General features: G+C 67.8%; 17 protein-coding genes. 8 read left to right on the top strand and 9 right to left on the bottom strand.

Features of this window, described 5'->3' with window-relative positions; genetic code table 11:
- The first annotated feature begins 11 nt into the window (after positions 1–11).
- On the top strand, positions 12–533 hold the full coding sequence (locus BLR24_RS16770; RefSeq protein ID WP_093018856.1) for an O-acetyl-ADP-ribose deacetylase: 522 nt from the start codon (positions 12–14) through the stop codon (positions 531–533).
- A 21-nt stretch (positions 534–554) separates the two neighbouring features.
- Here the strand turns inward: BLR24_RS16770 and BLR24_RS16765 are convergent, their stop codons facing one another.
- Entirely contained in the window at positions 555–6,575 is a 6,021-nt protein-coding gene (locus BLR24_RS16765) for an alpha-2-macroglobulin family protein (RefSeq protein ID WP_093018854.1), read from the bottom strand.
- A 151-nt stretch (positions 6,576–6,726) separates the two neighbouring features.
- Between BLR24_RS16765 and opgC the strand changes: the two genes are divergently transcribed.
- Entirely contained in the window at positions 6,727–7,869 is a 1,143-nt protein-coding gene (gene opgC, locus BLR24_RS16760) for an OpgC domain-containing protein (RefSeq protein WP_093018852.1), read from the top strand.
- Between the two features lie 9 nt (positions 7,870–7,878).
- Here opgC and BLR24_RS16755 read toward each other — a convergent pair whose 3' ends face one another.
- From BLR24_RS16755 to BLR24_RS16745, 3 genes are read right to left on the bottom strand one after another with little or no spacing between them, the layout of a single operon-like run.
- On the bottom strand, positions 7,879–8,679 hold the full coding sequence (locus tag BLR24_RS16755; protein WP_093018992.1) for an SGNH/GDSL hydrolase family protein: 801 nt from the start codon (positions 8,677–8,679) through the stop codon (positions 7,879–7,881).
- Between the two features lie 34 nt (positions 8,680–8,713).
- Positions 8,714–9,466 (bottom strand): anti-sigma factor, encoded by a 753-nt coding sequence (locus BLR24_RS16750; RefSeq protein ID WP_093018850.1) that lies wholly within the window; start codon positions 9,464–9,466, stop codon positions 8,714–8,716.
- 25 nt (positions 9,467–9,491) lie between these two features.
- Complete coding sequence (locus tag BLR24_RS16745) at positions 9,492–10,067, bottom strand: RNA polymerase sigma factor (RefSeq protein ID WP_254787349.1); 576 nt, start codon at positions 10,065–10,067, stop codon at positions 9,492–9,494.
- Between the two features lie 165 nt (positions 10,068–10,232).
- Here BLR24_RS16745 and BLR24_RS16740 point away from each other — a divergent pair, with 165 nt between their 5' ends.
- Complete coding sequence (locus BLR24_RS16740; protein ID WP_093018846.1) at positions 10,233–10,769, top strand: hypothetical protein; 537 nt, start codon at positions 10,233–10,235, stop codon at positions 10,767–10,769.
- A 13-nt stretch (positions 10,770–10,782) separates the two neighbouring features.
- Complete coding sequence (locus BLR24_RS16735; RefSeq protein ID WP_093018844.1) at positions 10,783–12,087, top strand: tetratricopeptide repeat protein; 1,305 nt, start codon at positions 10,783–10,785, stop codon at positions 12,085–12,087.
- A gap of 12 nt (positions 12,088–12,099) precedes the next feature.
- Here BLR24_RS16735 and BLR24_RS16730 read toward each other — a convergent pair whose 3' ends face one another.
- On the bottom strand, positions 12,100–13,575 hold the full coding sequence (locus BLR24_RS16730) for a rhomboid family intramembrane serine protease (protein ID WP_093018842.1): 1,476 nt from the start codon (positions 13,573–13,575) through the stop codon (positions 12,100–12,102).
- A 12-nt stretch (positions 13,576–13,587) separates the two neighbouring features.
- Positions 13,588–14,985 (bottom strand): argininosuccinate lyase, encoded by a 1,398-nt coding sequence (gene argH, locus BLR24_RS16725; RefSeq protein WP_093018840.1) that lies wholly within the window; start codon positions 14,983–14,985, stop codon positions 13,588–13,590.
- 22 nt (positions 14,986–15,007) lie between these two features.
- Between argH and BLR24_RS16720 the strand changes: the two genes are divergently transcribed.
- Genes BLR24_RS16720 through BLR24_RS16710 form a run of 3 tightly spaced genes read left to right on the top strand, consistent with a single transcriptional unit; the run spans position 15,008 to position 18,116 of the window.
- Positions 15,008–16,108 carry a sensor histidine kinase gene (locus tag BLR24_RS16720; protein WP_093018838.1) on the top strand — a complete coding sequence of 367 codons (1,101 nt, stop codon included), beginning with the start codon at positions 15,008–15,010 and terminating at the stop codon, positions 16,106–16,108.
- The gene (locus tag BLR24_RS16715) at positions 16,105–16,851 is read left to right on the top strand and encodes a LytR/AlgR family response regulator transcription factor (protein ID WP_093018836.1); all 747 of its coding nucleotides are present in this window, start codon (positions 16,105–16,107) and stop codon (positions 16,849–16,851) included. The genes BLR24_RS16720 and BLR24_RS16715 overlap by 4 nt, the downstream gene beginning before the upstream one ends.
- The gene (locus tag BLR24_RS16710) at positions 16,848–18,116 is read left to right on the top strand and encodes an AI-2E family transporter (RefSeq protein WP_093018834.1); all 1,269 of its coding nucleotides are present in this window, start codon (positions 16,848–16,850) and stop codon (positions 18,114–18,116) included. Before BLR24_RS16715 ends, BLR24_RS16710 begins: the two co-directional genes overlap by 4 nt.
- A gap of 24 nt (positions 18,117–18,140) precedes the next feature.
- Here BLR24_RS16710 and BLR24_RS16705 read toward each other — a convergent pair whose 3' ends face one another.
- Positions 18,141–18,665, bottom strand: a complete 525-nt coding sequence (locus tag BLR24_RS16705; protein ID WP_093018832.1) for a GNAT family N-acetyltransferase — start codon at positions 18,663–18,665, stop codon at positions 18,141–18,143.
- A 48-nt stretch (positions 18,666–18,713) separates the two neighbouring features.
- On the opposite strand from BLR24_RS16705, the gene BLR24_RS16700 reads away from it, so the two are divergent.
- Positions 18,714–19,664: a LysR family transcriptional regulator gene (locus BLR24_RS16700; RefSeq protein WP_093018830.1), complete on the top strand. Its 951-nt coding sequence runs from the start codon at positions 18,714–18,716 to the stop codon at positions 19,662–19,664.
- Here BLR24_RS16700 and BLR24_RS16695 read toward each other — a convergent pair.
- Both BLR24_RS16695 and BLR24_RS16690 read right to left on the bottom strand, forming a co-directional pair.
- Positions 19,645–20,892 (bottom strand): MFS transporter, encoded by a 1,248-nt coding sequence (locus tag BLR24_RS16695; protein WP_093018828.1) that lies wholly within the window; start codon positions 20,890–20,892, stop codon positions 19,645–19,647. The genes BLR24_RS16700 and BLR24_RS16695 overlap by 20 nt on opposite strands.
- A gap of 169 nt (positions 20,893–21,061) precedes the next feature.
- Entirely contained in the window at positions 21,062–21,601 is a 540-nt protein-coding gene (locus tag BLR24_RS16690; protein ID WP_093018826.1) for a hypothetical protein, read from the bottom strand.
- Between the last annotated feature and the right edge of the window lie 6 nt (positions 21,602–21,607).

The raw sequence follows: 21,607 nt of genomic DNA, 5'->3' as shown, positions 1-21,607 counted from the left end.
GGGGCCACGTCATGCAGAAAGCTCTTCGTGCCATTCGCGGCGACATCACCACGCTGCGGGTCGATGCCATCGTCAACGCAGCGAATTCTTCGCTGCTGGGCGGTGGCGGCGTCGATGGTGCGATCCATCGCGCGGCCGGACCCGAGCTCGTGCATGAGTGCCGCCTGCTGGCGGGCTGCAAGACCGGCGATGCCAAGCTGACCAAGGGCTACCGGCTGCCGGCTCGGTTCGTCATTCACACCGTCGGGCCGGTCTGGCGCGGCGGCTCGAGCGGCGAGCCGGGGCTGCTCGCATCGTGCTATCGAAAGTCGATGGAGCTCGCGGCGCAGTGCGGCGCACGGACTGTTGCGTTTCCGTCGATCAGCACGGGCATCTACGGCTACCCGATCGAACTCGCGGCGCCCATTGCGGTGGCGACGGTCCGGTCGGCGCTGACGGAGGGTGCCAGCGTGGAGGAGGTCACGTTCTGCTGCTTCTCGGACGCGGACCTTGCCGTGTACCAGGTGGTGCTTGCGGCAACGGGGGCTGCATAGAAAAGCAACCCCCGCCGAGCCTTACTTCGCCGCCTCCACTTTCACGCGCGCATTCGGCGTCTCGCCGAACATCTCCGGCGCATACATTGCCTCCACGCGGCTCGGCGGCAGCGCGAAGTCGCCCACGTTGTTGAGGCGCACGGTGTATTCGATCTTCACCACGCCTTTGGGCACGTACTCGTAGTAGCTGCGGAAGGCCTCGAAGCTGCGCTCTTCGAACGCCGGCCAGCCGGCGCCCGACTTCTTTTCGCCTTGCGTGGCGATCTGCGAGTCGCGGCCCAGGCCGCTACCCAGAATGGTGGCGCCGCCCGGAATCGGGTCGCTCACCACGACCCAGGTCATGTCCGCGCTGGCGCTCACCTCGACGGTCACGCGCAGCACGTCGCCGCGGGTGTACTTGCCCGCTGTGGCCTGCTCGACCGGCGTGATGGTCTTCTTGATGGCGTAGCCGGCGGCAAACGGCGCCTTCAGCTGCACCGCCGCAATCGACTGCATCGTGAGCCACGGCTTGCCGGTGCCCTGCTGGGTGACCAGCAGCGTGTCGCGCACCGGCGCGCCCGCGGGTGAAGCGGACCAAGGCAGGAACATGGTGTTGTTCTTCAGGTTGCCCGGCGATGCGGGCGCGCCAAAGAAAGTGGCCTGGTTGGGTGCACCGGCCGGGTCGGTGGTCTTCACGCGCGTGACGTTGCGCCAGTCGACCTGGGCCTTCACCGCACCCAAGGTGGCGGCGGTGACACCGGCCACCGGCGTGCTTTCGAACACCTTGGAGAACTTCTCGAGCGCGAGCCCGCCCCACAGGTTGGCGGTGGTGGTGTGCCAGGCGCCGTTCTGCTGGCGGCCGATGAAGCCGTTGGCCAGCTTGCCTATGTCGTCCTTCCAGGCCGGATCGTCCATCACGCTGAGCAAGAGGCGCGCGGTGTTGACGTCGCCGTTGGTCATGAGCCACCACCAATAGTCGTCCTGCTCGGTGCTGAAGACGAGCTTGGTGCCCTGGTACGACAGCCGGGCCTTCAGCACGTTGTTGGCCTCGTCCAGGCGCTGCTGGCGTTGCGGCACGTCCTGCACGCGCTTCAGGATGTTGAGCCAGTCGATCACGGCGCCGGTGGGCCACTGGTTCGGCGCAATCGTGATGCTGCCCAGCATGCTGCCCTTGGCCGAGCCGTAGCGCGACAGGGCCTCGAGCGCGGCGAGCTTGCGCACGTCCAGGTCCTTGCGCGGGCTCCAGAACTCGCGCTGGATGCGGCCTTCGACAAAAGCGATGAGGCCCGACTCCATCGGCGCGCGCGCTTCGTCGGGCAGCGCAAAGGCCGGGTTCAGTGCCGCCGCCTCATGCGTTGCCGCCAGCAGGTATGAGGTGAGGATGTCGCTGCCGCGGTTGGACTCGCCGTCGCGCGGCGGAAAGTAGCTGGCCAGGCCGTCGCTGTCCAGGTAGGTCGGCAGTTGGGCCAGAACGCCCTGCCACATCTTCGCGTCGCGCAGGCCGACCGACTTGCTGGTCTTCTGTTCGAGGCAGCTGAAGGGGTAGTTGGCGAACCAGTCGCGCACGCCGGGCAGGCCTTCGGCCAGCTTGGGTTGCAGCGACATCTTCAAGCCGCCGCGGCCGGGCAGGGCGTCGGCGGGCGGCGCCACGTCGAGCGTGAACGGACCGTCGAGCTGCACCAGCGTGGCCTGCTGCACCGTAAGCGGCACCGAGGGCACGATGCGCTGGCGCACCTTGAGCGCATCGCGTGCGCCGCCGAGCGTGTCTTTCGCCTCGATCTCCCACAGGATGGCTTCGGCGCGCGTCTGCGCGAGCTGCGCGGGCGCGGTCACGTTCCATGCCACTTCACGCGCTTCGCCGGCCGGAATGTCGACCGTCTGCGTCTCCAGCGTGAGCAGCGTGGCGCGCGGCGTGGCTTCCACCTTCATGGGTTTTTGCGTGGTGTTGCGCAGCGTGATCTGGGCGCGGAACTGGTCGTCCTCGCGCACCAGCGGCGGCAGGCCGCTGATGATCTGCAGGTCTTGCGTGGCCTGGATGCTGGCCTGGCCGGTGCCGAAGAGGCTGGTGCCTGAATCGGCCACGGCCACGATCTTGAAGGTGGTGAGCGCGTCGTTGAGCGGCACCGTCACCACGGCCTGGCCGTTGGCGTCGAGCACCACCTTCGGGTTCCACAAGAGGAGGGTGTCGAGCAGCTCGCGCGTCTGCCCCTTGCCGCCGCCACCGCCAGCGGGCACGGCCTTGCGCCCGTAGTGGCGCCGGCCGACGATTTCCATCTGCGCGGTAGACGTGCTCACGCCCCAGCTGCGCCGCTGCAGCATGGCGTTGAGCAGGTTCCAGCTGTCGTTGGGCATGAGCTCCAGCAAGGCCTGATCGACCGCGGCCAAGGCCACTTCGGCACCGGCTGCGGGCTTGCCGTCGGGCAGCTTGGCGGAGATGGTGATCTGCGCCTTGCTGCGCACCGGGTAGCTGGGTTTGTCGCTCGTGACGGTCACGTCGATCTGGTGCGCGCGCGTGCCGACGCGGATCTCGGCCATGCCGAGGCGGTAGGCGGGCTTGCTCAGGTCGACCATCGCGGTAGGGGCGACGTATTCCTTGCCTTCGTACCAGAAGGCGGTCCACCACTCGCGCGGTGCCTTGAAGCCCCAGGTGAAGAAGCTGTACCACGGCACCTCGCGCAGGCGGCCGCGCAGCGCGAGCACGCTCACATAGGCGTTCGGCCCCCACTCGGGCTTGACCTGCAGGCTCACGGTCGGGTCCTTGCCGTCGAGCTGCACGACGCGGGTTTCGATGATGCCTTCGCGTTCCACCGACACCAGCGCGGTGGCGAAGCGGAACGGGCTGCGCACCTGGAACTTGGCGGTCTCTCCGGGTTGGTAGCTCTTCTTCTCGGGCAGCACGTCGATGCGGTCGTTGTCCTCGCCGCCGAACCAGAGTTCGCCCTGCTTGGTCACGTAGACCGAGCTGGCGGCGCGGCTGTCGCGGCCGTCGCTGTCGGTGGCGCTGGCCACCAGCTCGACCTCGCCGGGTTCCTTCAGCTCGGACTCGCACAGCAGCAGGCCGCGCGCGTCGCTCTTGCCGCTGCAGACGGTGCCGATGTCCTTGGTCTCGGTCTTGTTGTCGTAGGTGTAGAAGCCGCCCACCATGCGCTTGCGGCTGGTGGTGGTGATGCGCGCCACGGCGCGCACGTTGAGCGTGACGCCGGCCTGGGGCTTGCCCGAAAGGTCGAGCGCGAGTGCCTGGTACTTGAGCTTCTGGCTCGTCGACACCCAGCCCTCGGTCTTGATGCCCGCGATGACCGACGCGGGCCACAGCGTCTGCGTGCTGCGGATGGTCTGCACCTCGCCGTTCGGATCGGCATAGGTGGCTTCGAGCAGCAGCTCGCGCGCGGCCTTGACCTTGGGCACCTTGTCGATCGTGACCTTGCCGGCGCCGTCCTTGTTGAGCGTGAGAGGCAGCTTGTCGGCAATCACGCGGGTGTCGCTGGCGCTGTTGATGTCTTCTTCGCCGCCTGCTGTGTCGGCCGCGGCCGCTTGCGCGCCATCGGCCTGCACGCGCGGCGGGTTGAAGCTGAAGGCGTCATGGTCGGCAAAGCTCAGGCTCTTGCCGCGCACCATGGCCGACACGCGCACCGGCAGGTTGGCGGCGCCGCCTCCGGCCACGTAGTTGATCTGCACGTCGGCCGGCACTGAGAGCGCGTTCACCAGCGGCTTCTTGTCGGTCGGGGCGATGCGGCCTTCGAGCACGGGCAGGCGGAATTCCTCGACGCGGAACTGGCCGGTGGAGAAGCTGCGGTTGCGGCCGCTCTCGTCGCCGTCGCCTTCGGAGTCGCCGCTGTCGGCATCCTTGCCCTTGCCGGTGCGCAGCATCACTTCGTACACGCCGAGCTTGGCGGCCGGCGGTATGGCGAAGGTGTTCTCCGCGCTCAGGCCGCCGGTCGGCGTCTTGCGCCAGGCCAGCGGCTGCGTGAATCGCTGGCCGCTGCCGGTGTGGGTCACCACCAGCGTGTCGGGCCGGTTCTCGGGCAGGCGGAAGCCCTTGCTGGTCTGGGTGCGGATCAGGTGCTTCATCGACACCGTTTCGCCGGCGCGCAGCAAGGTGCGGTCGAAGATGGTGTGCGCCACGCGGTCGGGCTCGGGCTGCAGGTTGGTCGGCACATTGAAGCGCCAGGGCTCGATGCCGCGCTGCCAGTCGCTCCAGGTGAAGGCCAGGTCCTCGACGCCCTTGTCGTCCTTGGCGCGGGCGCTGACGAACCAGGCGCCCGCGTTGTACTCGTCCGGGCCGTTGCAGTTGGGCGCCTCGGGCGAGACGCCCGTGAGGTTGACGATGCCGTTGGCGTCGGTGGTGCCGGTGGCCACGGCCTTGCCGTCGCAGCCGGACACGCGCACTTCGGCACCCGCCACCACCTTGCCCTTGTCGAGCGTGGTGACCCAGGCCATCGAGTTTTCGCGGCCGAGCTTGAAGTGCACGGCCAAGTTGGTGGCCAGCGCGGTGGTGCGCACGTACATCGTGCGGCTGGCGCCGTAGCGCTCGTCGAGCAGCGCGTCGCCCAGCTTTTGCGAGGCAATCTCGAGCACGTGGAAACCGGGCGTGAGCGGAATGCCGATCACTTCGAACGGGCGCGGATCGCCACTCTCGGCCTTGGGCATGTCGAGCGCCTTCACGCCGGACTGGCCCGCGAGAAGAGAGAGCATGCGGCTCTGCACGCGGCTGCGTTCGCTGGATTCAATGACGGCGGGCAGCGCGCCCTTGACGTCCTTGCGTGCCTGGTCGCGACTCACGGTGTACTCGTCGTAGCGACGCACCTTGCGAAACCACGCGATGATTTCGGCGTCGGTCTTCGGGTTCATGTCGCTGACCTTGCCGGGCGTGAGCGCCTGCACCATGAGCGCGGGCTCCACGCGCCGCACGGTCACCGGCATCATGGCCGGGGTGCCGGGTTCGGCGAGCCGTTCGACCACGCCGAAGGGCGAGGCTGCGAACTTGGCCAGCGGCGGCATGGCGCCGGTCGCCACCTTCAGCGGAAAAGTGCCGGGCGAAGCCAGCGGCCGGCCCGAAGCATCTTCGAACTTGGCCGGCAGCTCGATGGTGAACTTGGTGTCTTCCGCGAACGGCGGCGCGAAGCTCGCGGCGCTGACCACGTCGTCTTCGCTGGGCGTGCCGCCATCGTTCTCGAGTGTGGCGGCCACGGTCTTGCCGCCGCCCTTGAGCTGGATCTGCGAGGCCATCTTGCGCGTGACCGGCGCATTGAACTGCAGCTGCATCGGCCGTAGCGGCAGGCAGGCGGCCTGCGCGTTCTCGCGCTCGCAGGTGAAAGACACCGCGAACGGCTCGCGCACCTGAAAGCTCAGGCGGCGCTCCACGTTGTTGGCCACACCCGATGGCGTGGCCACGCCCTTGCCGTAGACGATCTGCACTTTGCTGCCCGGCGTGAGCGTGCGGTTGCATTGCAGCGCAATGAAGCGCAGCGGGTCCTTGGCGGCTTCCTTTTCGCGGCTGAAGGCCTTGAGCAGACCGGTGCGCTGCTCGTCGTTGAGCAGCTTGACCGGAATGCGCTCACCGATACCGTCCGCTGCGCACCAGACGTTCTGGCGCACGCTCTCCACCGTGGCCGCGCCGTTGAGTTCGAGCACGAACATCTGCTGCTCGTCGATCCGGCCATAGCTGCCCGGCATGAAGTTGCGCACGAACGGCCCGCCGCTATTGAATTGATAGCGATCCGACCCCGTCAGCTCGCCGCCGGCGCTGGGCTTGAAGGTGGGGATGCGCGTGACGGTGCAGCGCACGCCGGGCGGCAGGTCGTTCTCGAAGTCGTAGACCCACTGCTTGGCATCGGTCCAGCGGCCCGTGCCCTTGCCGGCTTGCGCGTCGGTGCAGCTCACGGCGAGCGGCGCCGGCGCCTTCGGGTCACCGAAATTGACGGCCGGCTGGTCGAACTTGGCGACGATCTGTCGCACGCGTGCCACTTCGCCTTGCGGCGTCAGGCTGGTGATCTGGAGGGCATGGCCCGGCGCGGCAAAAAAGGCACTGCCGGCCAGAAGCAATGCTGGAATGGTTCTTTTCAATTTTTTTCTCCACCTTGAAGCACGCGCAGCGTAGCCGATTTGCAAGGCGGTTCGGCTGTGCCAGTCGCCATATGCCTCGCTGCGACTTCATACAATCGGCACCGTCGTGCGTGCGCCGCGCGGACCGCCACCAAGACCTCGCCGCCGACCGATGAAACGCTACTGGGAAATAGACGCCTTGCGCGGGCTGATGCTCGTGCTGATGACCGTCACCCATTTGCCGACACGCCTCACCGACCCGCTGGGCCAGCCCTTCGGCTTCGTTTCGGCCGCGGAAGGCTTCGTGCTGCTGTCGGCCTTCGTGGCCGGGCTGGTCTACAGCCGCATCGGCCACGTGCGCGGCGTCGATTCGATGCGCCAGGCCTTCTGGCGGCGCGTGGTCAAGGTGTATCTCTGCCAGGCGGCGATCCTGCTGTTTCTGTTCACCGTGATCGCGGCGCTGGGGCTGCACATCGACCAGCCGGCGGTGAAGAACCTGGTGTCCTACTACCTCGCTGAGCCGCGCGACGGCTTCCTGTTCGGCTTGCTGCTCATCTACGAGCCCCCGTTGCTCGACATCTTGCCGATGTACATCTTCTTCATGCTGATGAGCCCGTGGGTGCTGGCTTTTGCCATGCGCCACGGCTGGATGCTGGTGATGGGCGCCAGCGCGACGCTGTGGGCGCTGGCGCAATTCGGCCTGAGCGAATGGATCTACGAGTTGGCGCAGCGGCACCTGGGCCTGCCGGTGCCGTTCCACGAAATGGGCGCCTTCAACACCTATGCGTGGCAGTTCCTGTGGTTTTCGGGCCTGTGCCTTGGCGCCAGCCGCAACCAGCCCGAGGCGCGGCCGCTGCGCTTTCCGGCCTGGCTGTGGGTGCCGGCGCTGGCCATTGCGCTCTATGGGTTCTGGTGGCGCCACCACGGCATCAACGGCCAGGCGCCGTTCGGTGGCGACGTGGAACTGAACCTGCTGTTCGACAAATGGCAGCTGGGGCCGCTGCGCATCGTCAACCTGGTGGCGCTGGGCATCCTGGCGGTGCGCTTCGGACCGTGGTTCATGCGCAAGATCCCGCGCCTGCACTGGCTGGAAGCCATGGGCTCGGCCTCGCTCCCCGTGTTCTGCGCGCACCTGGTGGCAGTGCTGCTGGTGTTGGCCTTCTATGGCGACAACCAGATGGCGCGGCCCTGGTGGGGAGACGGCCTGCTGCTGCTCACGGTGTTCGCGGGCATGTACGCGGTGGCGCGCTTCACGCGCGGGGCCGACCTGCCGCCGCCGGCGGACGATATGCCCACGGAGCCGGCGCGGGCCTGAGAAGGCGCTTCAGGGCGGCGAAGCCGCCGGCGAGGTCATCGGTAGCGGCATCGGCATCGGCACCGACGAAATGGCCGGCCCCGCTGCGGGCAGGCGTGCCGCGATGATTGACTGCCACAAGCGGTAGCCCTCGTCCGTCAGGTGCAGCCGGTCGCTGCGGAACAGTTCCGGCCGCGGCCGGCCGTCGGCGCCGAGCATGGGCGTGAAGATGTCGATGTATTCGCTGTCGGGCAGCCGGTTGAGGTAGGCCGAGATGACGTTGTTGGTTTCGCGGATCAGCGGCATCAGGTGCTCGCGCGAGGGACTCGGCTTGACCGAGATGAAGCTGATGCGCGTGTGGGGCAGCTCGGCGCGCACGGCGTTGGCAAACCGCGCAAAGCTTTCGAGCACCTGCAGCGGCGTGCGGCCTTCGGCCAGGTCGTTGTCGCCAGCGTACACCAGCACTTGCCTGGGCTTGTAGCGCACCACCAGGTCACGCGCGAACAGGCTGCAGTCGGCCATGGTCGAACCGCCGAAGCCGCGATTGACGATGCCGGGCACCTGGCGGAAATCCTGCGCGAGGTTCTTCCACATGCGCACGGTGGAACTGCCCACGAACACCACGCCGCCGGGTGGGGGAAATTGCTGCTGGTCGGTCCGGGCGAAGGCGGCGAGCTCGTTGTGCCAGCGCGCCTTTGCGGCAAGGTATTCGGAGGAAGCGTCCGCGGCGGTGGCGCCGTCCGCTTCGTAGGGGAAGGCGGCCGACGCGGTCTGGGCATGGGAGCCAAGCACTGTCGTCAGCAGTGCGGCCGCGAGAAGCGCGGATTTCATCGAAGGCGGCATCGGGAAGACAACAAGAAGCAAATCAGATGGTTTTCTCAATCAGGGCGCCCTTGAACACAACGGGACCCTTCGGACCGCTGCCCGGTGGCACGCCGCCCTTGGCTTCCAAGGTAACGGCCAGGGCCGGCACGGCGTGGACATCGGATTCTGACGCAGGCAGCCGCAATGCTGGCGCGTGGTCGAGCACGCCGAGCGAGCGAGGCGCACCGCCGGGCGGCAGGGCCCAGAGCTGCAGCGACTTGTCGCCGCCTTCGTCGTAGCTGCCCACGCGCTGCAGCAACAGCTGCCGCTTCCTGGGATCGAAGGTCACAAGCATCGAGGCGGTGGCCTTGTCGTCGGACAGCACCGCCACGTACTGGATCGCCGGCGCGTTCTGCAACTGGTCGCGCAGGTTCAGGCCGACCACCACCGCCATGACGGTGGCCAGCGCGCCGGCCGCCGCGGCGCCGCGCCAGAGTGCGAGGCTGCGCAGCCAGCCGCTCGGTGACGCAGAAGCGTTGGGGGTCGCACCGCGCTGCCGCTCGATGGCGTCCCGTGCCTGCTCGGCATCGATCATGTTGCGGATACGGGTCCACACCGCGGCGTCGGGGACGACCGGGCTTTGCAGCTCGGTCATGCTCGCGAGCCGACCCTGCCACACCAGCGCTGCGGCGCGCACGGGCGCCTGTTCGCGCGCCAGGGTCTCGAAACGCCTGCGGGCGCCGCCGCGCAACGTGCCTAGCGCATGGCTCGCGGCCAGCAGCTCGAGCAGTTCGGGATGGGCGAGAAGGTTCATTGAATGCGTGCCTTTGACGTCGCGGCTAGGCGAAGCGCCCCATGCACAGGCGCAGTTTTTCGAGTCCGCGCCGGATCCAGGTCTTGACCGTGCCCAGCGGCAGCTTGAGCTGCTCGGCCAGCTCGCCGTGGCTCAGCTCGCGCAGGTAGGCCAGGCTCACGACCTCGCGCTGGCGGGCCTCGAGTTGGCTCAGGCACTGGTGCAGCGCCCAGGCCTGCTCGCTGGCGTCGGCTGTGTCGGCGGGGTTGGGCGCGTCGGATTCGATGGTCTCGGCCATCAGCTCGTCGAACTCCTGGGTGAGCTGGGCGCGGTCGGCGGTGCGGCGGCGCAGCAGGTCGAGCGAACGGCTGCGCACGATCAGCCCCAGCCACGCAAGCGGCGGGCTCAGCGTGCCGCGGTAGTCGCCGGCCACGCGCCAGACCGTCATGAACGATTCTTGCAGCACGTCCTCGGCCCACTCGCGCTGCCGCACGACCCGCATCGCCAGGCCCATGAGTTTGGGCGCTGTCCGGTCGTAGAGCAGGCGCAGGGCGGCCTCGTCGCGGCGGCCGATGCGATCGATCAGCGCGATCAATTCGGCGTCGGGGCTCGGTGCTGTCATGGGCGGATTGTGGGGCATTGGCCTGCATGGAAAAGATACGGCCGGGCCGCTCGGGCGGATTCAATTCCTCGGTCGCGAAGCCCCGCCCGCCGCTCTCAGGAAACAATCGGCAACGTATACTGCCTCGCAAAATCGGAGCGGGACGCACCAAGGTGCGGGGCGGGAATGAAGCAAATTGCGATCGTTGTCGCGCTCTGCGTGGGCGCGTGGTACTTCTTTATCGGCGGGCGCAAGCTCGACGAGGCCATGGTGCGCCAGTACTACGAGAAAGAGGCGCACGCCATCTACTCGCGCGACGCGGAGAAGCTGTGCGAGCAGCTCAGCAAGAAGGCCGTCATCCAGAGCAAGACGGTCATGATGGGCCGCACGCAGGAGACCACCAGCGACCGCGAAGAGGCCTGCGATTCCGTGCGCAAGACCTTCAAGATGTTCGAGACGGTGGGCGAGGGCATGGGCGGCATTCTCACCATCGAGTACGAATACCACATCGACAGCGTCGAGATCGCGAGCGACCGCAAGAGCGCCACCGTCGCAGGCACCAGCGTGCTGAAGATGGGCGAGGCGGCGATGCAGTTCAAGAGCAGCTTCACGCAGCGTCTGGAGCGCGAGCTGGGCCAGATGCGGCTCGTGCGCGGCGACGACGTCACGGTGGTGCGCCTGGGTGGGCGCGGCGCCATGAGCCAGAGCGACTTCTTCAAGTAAGGGCGCCGCCATCATGCTCGCCAACGATTCGCTGCCGCCCCCGCCGCCTTTCTGGCACCGCCTCAACAGCTTCTTCGCGTTTCCGTTCCAGCTGCGGCCGTTGATGTACGGCCTGGGGCTCGCGTTCTGCAGCCTGCTGTTCGAGGCGCTTCCCTTTGTCCACCCGGGGCTGTCGCTGCTGCTCATCGAACTGGGTATCGTGCTCGCGGCCAGCCGCTATGGCTTCAAGGTGACCGCGCTCGGTTCGCGCGGCATCTGGCGCTCGGCCGATTTTCCGCGCGAGCTGAACGAGGACTGGGTCAGCCTGCCGTGGAAGCTGTTCGCCATTTCGGTGGTGCAGGGCGCGCTGATCGGCTGGCTGGCATGGTTCGAGCCGGTGCTCGGTACCGTGGCGCTGTTCGTGGTGTCGTTCACCTTTCCGGCCGCGGTGATCGTGCTGGTGCAGTCGGGCAGCTTCTTCCAGGCCATGAACCCCGGCCATGTGATGGATGCGATGCGCATCATCGGCTGGCCCTATGCGCTGCTGTGCTTCTTCCTGTTCCTGCTGAGCACGGGGGCGCAGATCGCCATCGGCGTGCTGCTGCCGATGATCAATGGGGTCATCGTGCTGCCGATCGCCAATTTCGCATTCATCTACTTCGGCTGGGTGATGGCGAGCCTGCTGGGCTACGTGATGTACCAGCACCACGACGCCTTCGGCATCGACCTCTTGCCCGGCGGCGGCGTGGACGACGGCGCGCCGGTGGACCGCCGCACGCCGGAGCAGATCGCCGCGCAGCGCACCGATGCCGAAGTGGCACAGCTGGTCACCGAGGGCGACCTGGCCGGCGCGCTGGGCGTGGCCTACGAGGCGCAGCGCGTGGCACCGGCCGACGACCTGGCGGCGCAGCGTCGCTACCACCGCGTGCTGCTGGTCTCGCCCGACAAGGCGGCCACCTTGCTCGACCATGCGCGCCGCTACATTCCGCTGCTGCTGCGGCGCGACCTGGCGTCCGAGGCGCTGAAGGTCTTCAGGGCCTGCCGCGAGAAGGACAAGGCTTTTGCGATCGACGACGCACCCACGGTGATGTTGCTGGCCAAAGCCGAATGGCGCAACGGCGATGCCCATGCCGCGCTGGCGCTGCTGTCGGGCTTCGATCGGCGGTTTCGCGGGCATGCGGCCATTCCGCAAGCCTATGAGCTGGCAGCTCGGGTGCTGGTGCAGGGGCTGGGCCGCACCGACATGGCGCAGCCCATTCTCACGACGCTCGAATCGCGTTTTCCCGACAGCGAGCAGACGCAGGAAGTGCGCTGGCTGCTGCGGCCCACGGCCTCCTGAGTTGCGGTCAGGCTAGGCGCGCTCGAGGGCGCGCGTCACCATGTCGTTGGGCGCGATCCGCAGCAGGTGCGGCAGCCATCCGACGGCCATGTCGCGCTCGCCGGCATGCAGCAGGCCATTGGCGCAGACCGACAGCGTGTCGGCCAGCTCGGGATGGTCGGGGGCGGTCTTCAGCAGCACGCGGCACAGCTTGTCGGCATCCTGGAACTGGCGCGCGCGTGTGAAGCGGCGCGCGAGCCGGGCCATGTCGTCGGGCTTGAGCCGGGCGCCCGGCTTGGCCTGGTCGAGGTAGGTGGTGTAGCTGGCGTGTTGCAGGGCCAGCGTGTCCGGATCGGTGGCCGGCAGGCGGAAGATGCGGCGCGCGGCGTGATGGAAGTCTTCGCCCGCGGGCTGCAGCCGCGCGGTGTTGAACCAGGCGCGCAGCGTGTCGGTGTCGCGGGGGCGCAGCGCGGCGGCGGCACGCCATTCGGCCGTGGCGGCCTCGAACTTCATGGCGGCGCCCAGTCGGCGCGCCGCGGCCACGTGGCGATCGAAGTCGCCGTTGTCGGCCGATTGTTCGGAGGCCACCGCCTCCGGCGTCTTCACCCGGCCCAGTGCCATGGCGCAGGCCATCAGCGTGGCGCCCGCCAGAAGGCCGCCCAGGTGCGCCATGTAGGCAATGCCCTGGCCGCCCACCAGATGCTGGAGCAACTCGTTGGCAATCCAGGCCGGCAGCAGCAGCAGGGCCGGCGCGGTGACGTAGTTGAAATAGAAGAAGAGCTGGTAGAAGAAGCGTATGCGCCGCAGCCGGTACATCACGGCGTACATGCCCATCAGCGCCGACACCGCGCCCGAGGCGCCGAGGCCGTAGCTGCCCTTGCCCGCATAGGCCCAGTCGGCCTGCATCGATGCACCCACCGCGCCCAGGATGTAGAAACTCAGGTAGGTGCCGCGGCCCAGCGCCAGCTCGACCGAAAACCCGAACAGGAAGAGGAACAGCATGTTGCCCAGCAGGTGTCCCGTGCTGCCATGCAGGAAGGCGGCGGTGACCCAGGTCCAGGGCTTGAATTCGGCGTCCTTGGTGTAGTCCTGCGCCCAGCGCTCGGTAAACGGCGCGGGCCGCATCGAGTCGTACTGCTGGCGGTCGCGCTTCCACTCGGCGTAGCGCGGATGGGTGGGCGTGACGACGGCGTCGGCCCGCAGTTTCTGCAGGAACACCTTCTCGTGCTGCATGCCGTCGAGCAGCAGCCCTGTTTCCTCGTGCGCCAGCAGGCGCCGGGCGGCCTTGGCGCGGGGCGAGCGCGTTTCCTCGAGCCAGGCCACGAAGGGCGGCAGCTCCAGCTCGGGCAGCACGCTGTGCGCGTAGTAGTGGGCCGCGCGTTCGTCGGCCTTTTCTTCGCTGCGCTGCGGGCCCCAGAACACGATCATGTTCACGAGGATCAGCAGCACCGTCATCCACGGTGGATTGCGCCAGCTCGGCTTGTTCTCGAGCGGGATGGCGTAGAACAAGTGGGCTTTCGCTCAGGCCAGTCGGGTGCGATGACGCGCGATTTGCGCTTTTACCTGCGCGGGCGCGGTGCCGCCAAGGATGTTGCGCGCATTGAGCGAGCCGCGCAGGCTCAGCACGTCGTACACGTCCTTTTCGATCTTCGGATTGAACTGCTGCAGCACGGCCAGCGGCAGCTCCGCGAGATCGACCTTGTGCGAGGTGGCGGCCTTCACCGCATGGGCCACGGTCTCGTGCGCGTCGCGGAAGGGCAGGCCCTTCTTCACGAGGTAGTCGGCCAGGTCGGTGGCGGTGGCGTAGCCGCGCAGGGCGGCGGCTTCCATGGCCTCGGGCTTCACGGTGATGCCGCCGATCATCTCGGCAAAGATCCGCAGCGTGTCCTTGAGCGTGTCGACGGTGTCGAACAGCGGCTCCTTGTCTTCCTGGTTGTCCTTGTTGTAGGCCAGCGGCTGGCCCTTCATCAAGGTGATGAGCGCCATCAGGTGGCCGACCACGCGGCCGGTCTTGCCGCGCGCGAGTTCGGGCACGTCGGGGTTCTTCTTCTGCGGCATGATCGAAGAGCCGGTCGTGAAGCGGTCGGCGATCTGGATGAAGCCGAAGTTCTGGCTCATCCAGAGAATGAGTTCCTCGCTCATGCGGCTGATGTGCACCATGCACAGGCTGGCGGCGGCGGTGAACTCGATGGCAAAGTCGCGGTCGCTCACGGCGTCCAGGCTGTTCTGGCACACGCCGTCCATCTTCAGGGTCCTGGCGACCAGTTCGCGGTCCAGCGGATAGCTGGTGCCGGCCAGCGCGGCGGCGCCCAGCGGCAGCCGGTTCACGCGCTTGCGCACGTCCTGCAGGCGCTCGGCGTCGCGGCTGAACATTTCTACGTAGGCCAGCATGTGGTGGCCAAAGCTCACCGGCTGCGCCACCTGCAGGTGCGTGAAGCCGGGCAGGATGACCTCGACGTTCTTCTCGGCGATGTCCACCAGCGACACCTGCAGCGCGACGAGCAGCTCGGCAATCAGGTCGATTTCGCCGCGCAGCCACAGGCGCACGTCGGTGGCGACCTGGTCGTTGCGGCTGCGGCCGGTATGCAGGCGCTTGCCGGCGTCGCCCACGAGTTGGGTCAGCCGGGCCTCGATGTTCAGGTGCACGTCTTCCAGGTCGAGTTTCCACTCGAAGGCGCCCGATTCGATTTCGCTGCGAATCTGCGCCATCCCACGCTCGATCTCGGCGTGGTCCTGCGTGGCGATGATGCCCTGGGCGGCCAGCATGCCGGCATGCGCCAGAGAACCCTCGATGTCGGCCTGCCACAGACGCTTGTCGAAGAACACGCTCGCGGTGTAGCGCTTCACGAGGTCGCTCATGGGTTCGGAGAACAGGGCCGACCAGGCTTCGGATTTCTTGTCGAGTTGGTTTTGAGTCATGGGAGCCGTTCGAGAGGCAATAATGGGTTGGTTACCCAATGTATCTGTGATGCGCAACCCGGCGATTTTATCGGCCACCTCCACCCCCACGCCTCCGTCCCCGCCGGAAAGAGGGCGTTTGCCTGCGCGCGGCAGCCCCGGGCTGTTCGACGCCTGCCAGATCGGCGTGGTTTTGCGCACGGTACTCTTCGTGGAAGCGCTGGTCGCGACCGCCACGCTCTTCGTGTCGTCCTCCCCCGCGGGATGGCTGGTGCAGACTGCCACCGTCACGGGCGGCGCCTTGCCTGCCACCTTGTTATGGCTGGTGGCCGCCTGCGGGCTCAAGAAACCGCTCGGGCGCCTGCCGCGGCAGGCGCAGTACGCGGCCGGTGCCGCGCTCGGTGCCCTGTCCGCGCTCTATGGCTGCGGCCTGCTACGGCTCACCGGCGTTCTTGGCACGGCGCCGTGGCTTGCCAGCGCCGTGGCGGGCGCCTTCATTGCGGGCCTGGTCATGGCCGCGATGGTGCTGCGGGCGCGCGGCCAGACGCCGGCCGCCATGACGGCCCGGCTGGAGGAACTGCAGTCGCGCATTCAGCCGCACTTTCTGTTCAACACGCTCAACAGCGCGATTGCGCTGGTTCGCGAGGAGCCCGCCAAGGCCGAGACCATGCTGGAAGACCTGGCCGAGCTGTTTCGCCAGGCGCTGGCCGACCCGGGCGAATCCGGCACGCTGGCCGACGAAATCGCGCTGGCCGAGCGCTACCTGGCGATCGAGCAGGTGCGTTTCGGCGACCGCCTGCGCATCCGCTGGGACCTCGATGCCGCGGCCAGCAACGCCCGGCTGCCGCCGCTGCTTTTGCAGCCGCTGGTGGAAAACGCCATCAAGCACGGCGTGGAGCCCAGCCCCGAGGGCGCCAAGCTGCGCATCCGCACCGAGCGCCGCGGCAGCGTGGTGGTGATCGAAGTGGTCAACAGCCTGCCGCCCCTGCGCTGGGCCGACGAGCCTTTGCCGCGCGGCCATGGCATTGCGCTGGCCAACGTGCGCGACCGGCTTCGGCTGCTGCACGACATGCAGATGCAGTTCAGCGCCGGCATGGATCAGAAGAATTACCGCGTACGCATTGCCATTCCCGCCGAACCATGACTCTCAAGACCCTGATCGTCGACGACGAAGCCCTGGCTCGCTCGCGCCTGCGAACCCTGCTGCGCGACTGCCAATCGCCCGCTGCCGAGGTGGTGGCCGAGGCCGCGCAGGGCGCCGAGGCACTGCAACACCTGGAGAGCATGGCGCTCGACCTGGTGCTGCTCGACGTGCACATGCCCGGCGTCGATGGCATCGAGGTGGCGCGCGCCTTGCGCAACCAGGCCGATGCGCCGGCCGTGGTGTTCGTGACCGCCCATGCGGCCCATGCGGTGACCGCCTTCGAACTCGACGCGGTCGACTACCTCACCAAGCCGGTGCGGGCAGAGCGCCTGCAGCAGGCGCTGCAGAAGGCCGAGCGCTATCTCAAGGAGCGGCGCGCGCTGCAGGCGAACGCCCTGCAGGAGAGCGTGCTCATCCAGGACCGCGGCCGCGCCGAGCGGGTGCCGTTGTCCGAAGTGCTCTACCTGAAATCGGAGTACAAGTACCTCACGGTACGCACCGCTTCGCGCAGCCACATCCTGGACGGCTCGCTGAATGAATTCGAGGAGCGGTATCCGGGGCGCTTTTTGCGGGTGCACCGCAATGCGCTGGTGGCACGCTCGGCCATCCGCGCGCTCGAGAAATACGACGACGGGGAAGACGCCGAAGGCTGGGCGCTGCGGCTCGACGCGATCCCCGAACCCGTCGCGGTGTCGCGGCGGCAACTGGCTGCAGTGCGCGAAGTGCTGAAGGAACCGCGATGAGCGACGACAAGAAAACAGCCGGCCAGGATGCGGCGGTGCAAGAGGAGCCGCAGGCCGTGGAGCCTCCGCCGGAACTGCCCCCCGAACCCGTGCCGGAGCCGCTGCGGGAAGCCACGGAACCGGAACCGGAAACAAAGCCCGAACCGGAACCCGAGCCCGACCGCGTGCTGCTGCACATGCCCGTCGACGTGCGCAGCGCAGCGCTGGTGGTGCTCGCCGTGCTGGCCAGCGTCTTTGCCTTGCAATGGGCGGCGGCGGTTTTCATTCCGCTGATGCTGAGCCTCCTGATGAGTTACGCGCTGTCGCCGCTGGTCGACGTGCTCGAGCGCTGGAAGGTGCCGCGCTGGATCGGTGCGGCGGTGATCCTGCTGGGCCTGGGGGGCGCCCTGGGCTGGACCGGCTATTCGTTGTCGAGCAGCGCCTCCGAGCTTCTCGACGCCTTGCCGGTGGCGGCGCAGAAGCTGCGCCAGGCTGCGCGCAGCGACAAGAACGCCGCCGCCACGCCGCTGGACAGCGTGCAGCAGGCTGCCGCGCAACTCGAACGCGCGGCCGAGGAAAACTCGGCCCGCGTCGCGGCGCGCAAAGGCGTGGCGCGCGTCATCATCGAGCGGCCGCCCTTCAACGTGCGCGAGTACCTGTGGAGCGGCACCGTTGGGCTGCTCGCCGCCGTGGGGCAGCTCACCCTGGTGGCCTTTCTCACCTTCTTCGCGCTGTGCTCGGGCAACACGTTCCGGCGCAAGCTGATCAAGATCACCGGCCCGAGCCTGGAGAAGAAAAAGATCACGGTGCATGTGCTGGACGACATCACGCAAAACATCGAGCGCTATCTGCTGGTGCAGATCCTGACCAGCGGACTGGTCGGCGTTGCCACGGGGCTGGCCTTCTGGTACATCGGCCTGGACAACGCGGCCGTCTGGGGCATCGTGGCGGCGGTGACCAATCTCATGCCGTACATCGGCTCGGTGATCGTCATGTCCGCGGCGGGGCTGGTGGCCTTCGTGCAATTCAACACCATCGAAATGGGCCTGCTGGTGGCCGGCACGTCGCTGGTCATCCACACCCTCGTCGGCAACCTGCTGGTGCCCTGGCTCACCAGCCGCACCAGCCGCATGAACCCCGTGGCGGTGTTCGTCGGCGTGATCTTCTGGGGCTGGCTGTGGGGCGTCTGGGGGCTGCTGCTGGGCATTCCCATCACCATGGTGATCAAGTCGATCTGCGACCGGGTCGAAGACCTGCAGCCGATCGGCGAGTTGCTGGGGGAATAGGCCGGGCCGGTGTGTCAGCCGGCCTCAGCGCAGCGCACGTTGCATGAGCACGGTATCGACCCACTGCCCGAACTTGAAGCCGACGTTGCGCAGCACGCCCACCGTCTCGAAGCCGAGGCTCTGGTGCACGCGCTGCGAACCCGCGTTGGCGCTGTTGCCGACCACTGCCACCATCTGCGTGAAGCCGCTCTCTGTGCAGCGTCGGATGACCTCCTGGAGCAGCGCCTTGCCGATGCCGTGGCCTTGCATGCCCGGCGCGACGTAGATCGAATCTTCCACCGTGTGGCGGTACGCCGAGCGGCTGCGGTAGGGGCTCGCATAGGCATAGCCGGCCACCTCGCCATCCTTCATGGCCACGAGATAGGGCAGGCCGCGCGCAATCACGTCGGCGCGGCGTGATTGCATCTGCGGGACCGTGGGAACTTCTTCCTCGAAGGAGCACAAATCGTGCAGCACGTAGTGGCCGTAGATGGCCTGCACGGCCGGCATGTGGTGCGGATCGGCATCGAGGATCTCGACCGCGGTGGAAGCAAGGATGGGTGAAGGCATGCGCCGATCTTGACGCCACGGTATCGATAAGTGAAGCTTCGTCGATCTATGCAAGGCATAAGAAATACTTTGGACAAGACACTGAACCTCGATCAGCTGAAATCGTTCGGACTGGTGATCGAAACCGGCAGCTTCTCGGCCGCGGCCGACCGGCTCGGCCTCACGCAGCCGGCGGTGAGCCTGCAGATCCGCCAGCTGGAGCGCAAGCTGGCAGTGCGCCTGGTGGAGCGGGTCGGCAAGCGCGCCAAGGCGACGCCGGCCGGCGTAGAGCTGCTGCGGCACACCCACCATATCGAGACCGCGGTGGAGAACGCCATCGACGCATTGGCGGACCATGCCAGCGGCGTCACGGGCCGCGTCCGCCTGGGCACCGGCGCAACGGCCTGCCTGTATTTTTTGCCGGCGCTGCTGCGCGGCCTGCGCGAGCAGTTTCCGGCGCTCGGCATCGTGGTGAGCACCGGCAACACCGACGACCATGTGCGCAGGGTGGAAGAAAACAGCATCGACCTTGCGCTGGTCACGCTGCCGGCCGCGGGGCGCTCGCTGAGCGTGGTGCCGGTGCTCGACGACGAGTTCGTCGCCATCGGCCGCAGCGATCTTGCGCCGCTGAAGGCGCGCGTGGCGCCCGCCGAACTGGCCGCCTTGCCGCTGGTGCTTTTCGAGCCCGCGGCCAACACGCGCAAGCTGGTCGACCGCTGGTTTGCGGCCGATGGCCTGCAGCCGCAGCCCGTGATGGAGCTGGGCAGCGTCGAGGCAATGAAGGAGATGGTGGCCGCGGGGCTGGGCTACGGCATCGTGCCGCGCATGGCCATGGCGGGCCGCGGCGCCCATCCCGGCCTGAGGGTGAGCCAACTGAACCCTCGCATGCACCGCACGCTGGCCGTCGTGATCCGGCGCGACAAGCCGGTCAACAAGGCGCTGCGCGTGGTGCTCGACGCGATCGTCGCGGCCGGCAAGAAGGGCAGGGCCGCGCCGCTTGCTACTCGGCCGAAAAAGTAGCCAGGGTGGAGCCACCGCGCGCGCGGCCCAGCGTGCCGACGATGAGCGCGGCAATCAGCACCAGCACGCCGCTGAGCACCATCGCGCTCGAGATGCCGTAGTTGTCGACCGTGACGCCGCCGATCAGCGCGCCGGAAGCAATCGCCACCTGGAAGCCGCTCACGAGCAGCGCCTGGCCGGCTTCGGGTGCATCGGGCACGGCTTCCATCATCCAGCCCGTGAGCGCCACCGGGATCAGGCCGAAGGCCACGCCCCAGATGAAGACCACCACCGCGCCGGCCACGAAGCCGCTGCCGATCACCGTGGACAGCAGCAGCGCCGTCGCAAGCATCAGCGCCGCGAGCAGGGTGGTGCCGCGCACGCTGCGCGCCACCAGGCTGCCGCCGATGAAGGTGCCGATGAATCCCACCGCGCCGTAGACCAGCAGCAGCGTGGAGACCGAGTTCGGCGCCAGCCCGAACACCTGCTGCAGCAGCGGCTTCAGGTAGGTGTAGGCCGCGAAGTGGCCGGCGATGAAGAACAGCACCGCGAGCAGGCCGACCTGGGCCATGCGCCGCGTCAACGGCGTGAGCAGGTCGCGCGCACCGATGGCGCGCACCGGCGGTATTGCGGGCAGCAGCCACAGCTGAACCACCAGCACCAGGGTCGCGAGCGCACCGGTCACCGCGAAGGAAGCGCGCCAACCGAACAGCGTGCCGAGGAACGAGCCCGCGGGTACGCCGAGCACCGTGGCGGCGGAGACGCCCGCCAGCACCAGCGACATGGCCCGGGCCTTCGAGGCATCGGGCACCAGCTGCGTGGCCGCGGCCGGCGCAAAGGTCCAGAAGCCACCGACGCTCAGACCCAGCATGAGCCGCGCGACCAGCATGGTGGCAAAGTTGGGCGCAAAGGCGGCGAGCAGGTTCGAGGCGATCAGAAGCGTGGTGAGCGCGATCAGCACGGTGCGCCTGTCGAGCCGGCCCGAGGCGACGATCAGCGCCGGCCCGGCGAAGGCGGCCAGCACGCCGGGCATGGTGATCATCAGGCCGGCCGTGCCGTCGGACACGTTCAGGCCGCGCGCGATGTCGGTCAGCAGGCCGATGGGCATGAACTCGGTCGACACCATCGCGAAGGTGCCGACGGCAATCGAGCCGACGGCCAACCAGGCGGAACGGGTGGAGCGGGCGACCTTGGCCGGCTCGTGCGCAAGATCGTCGAGGCAGGGGTTGCTGCTGGGTGAATTCATCATGAGAAGGAGTCCTGGGATCGCATCGGCGAAGCGCGGGCCGACACGTTGTTGCGAAAGAACACCCAGTGTCCAGGCGCAAGGGCCCTTCACAAAGGGGCTCGCCAGCAGTTGTCAGTTTCCCCAGGGCGAACAATCGACCCTTTTGCCTTGTCCGGCTCTACTCGATCCGCTAGATGTGGGCTGCGCGCGGCTGCAGCACGCGGCCGTCGGCGATGAAAGAGTCGCCCACCAGCACACGAAAGGCCTCACCTTCAGGGAAGTGCGCTTTCGCCGTGTCCGGCGTCAGCAATTCGACGTCGAGCGCATGTGGCGTTCCCCGCTCGAGCACTTCGCCCTGCGGCACGAACCATCGCGCGGAGAAGCCCTGGTTGCCCACCACCAGCGCACAGCGGTATTCCCCCTCGGACAGCGGCACGTTGTGCGAAAGCAGGGCGGTGGGACGCAGCGTGAGTTCGATCCGAAGATGCGGCGTGAACGCGCCCGCCGCGTCGAAGCTCACGGGCTCGGCCGGCGGCGTGCGCCGCGGCAGCTTGCCGATGAGCCAGCCAATGACGTTGCCGATGATGGGCACCCACAACACCATCAGCAGCGTGGCGATGTCGCGCGTGGTGGACCCGCGCTGCGCGTAGTGGCGCACGAGCCCACCCCCGATCGCCACGCACAGCAGGATGATGACGATGAGTTTGCGGCGGGACTGGATGGTGGTCATGAATGT

The sequence above is a fragment of the Variovorax sp. OV700 genome (assembly GCF_900099805.1).
Lineage (GTDB): Bacteria > Pseudomonadota > Gammaproteobacteria > Burkholderiales > Burkholderiaceae_C > Variovorax.
Note: the sequence above shows the minus strand (reverse complement) of the source record. Positions and strands in the feature narration are given on the sequence as shown.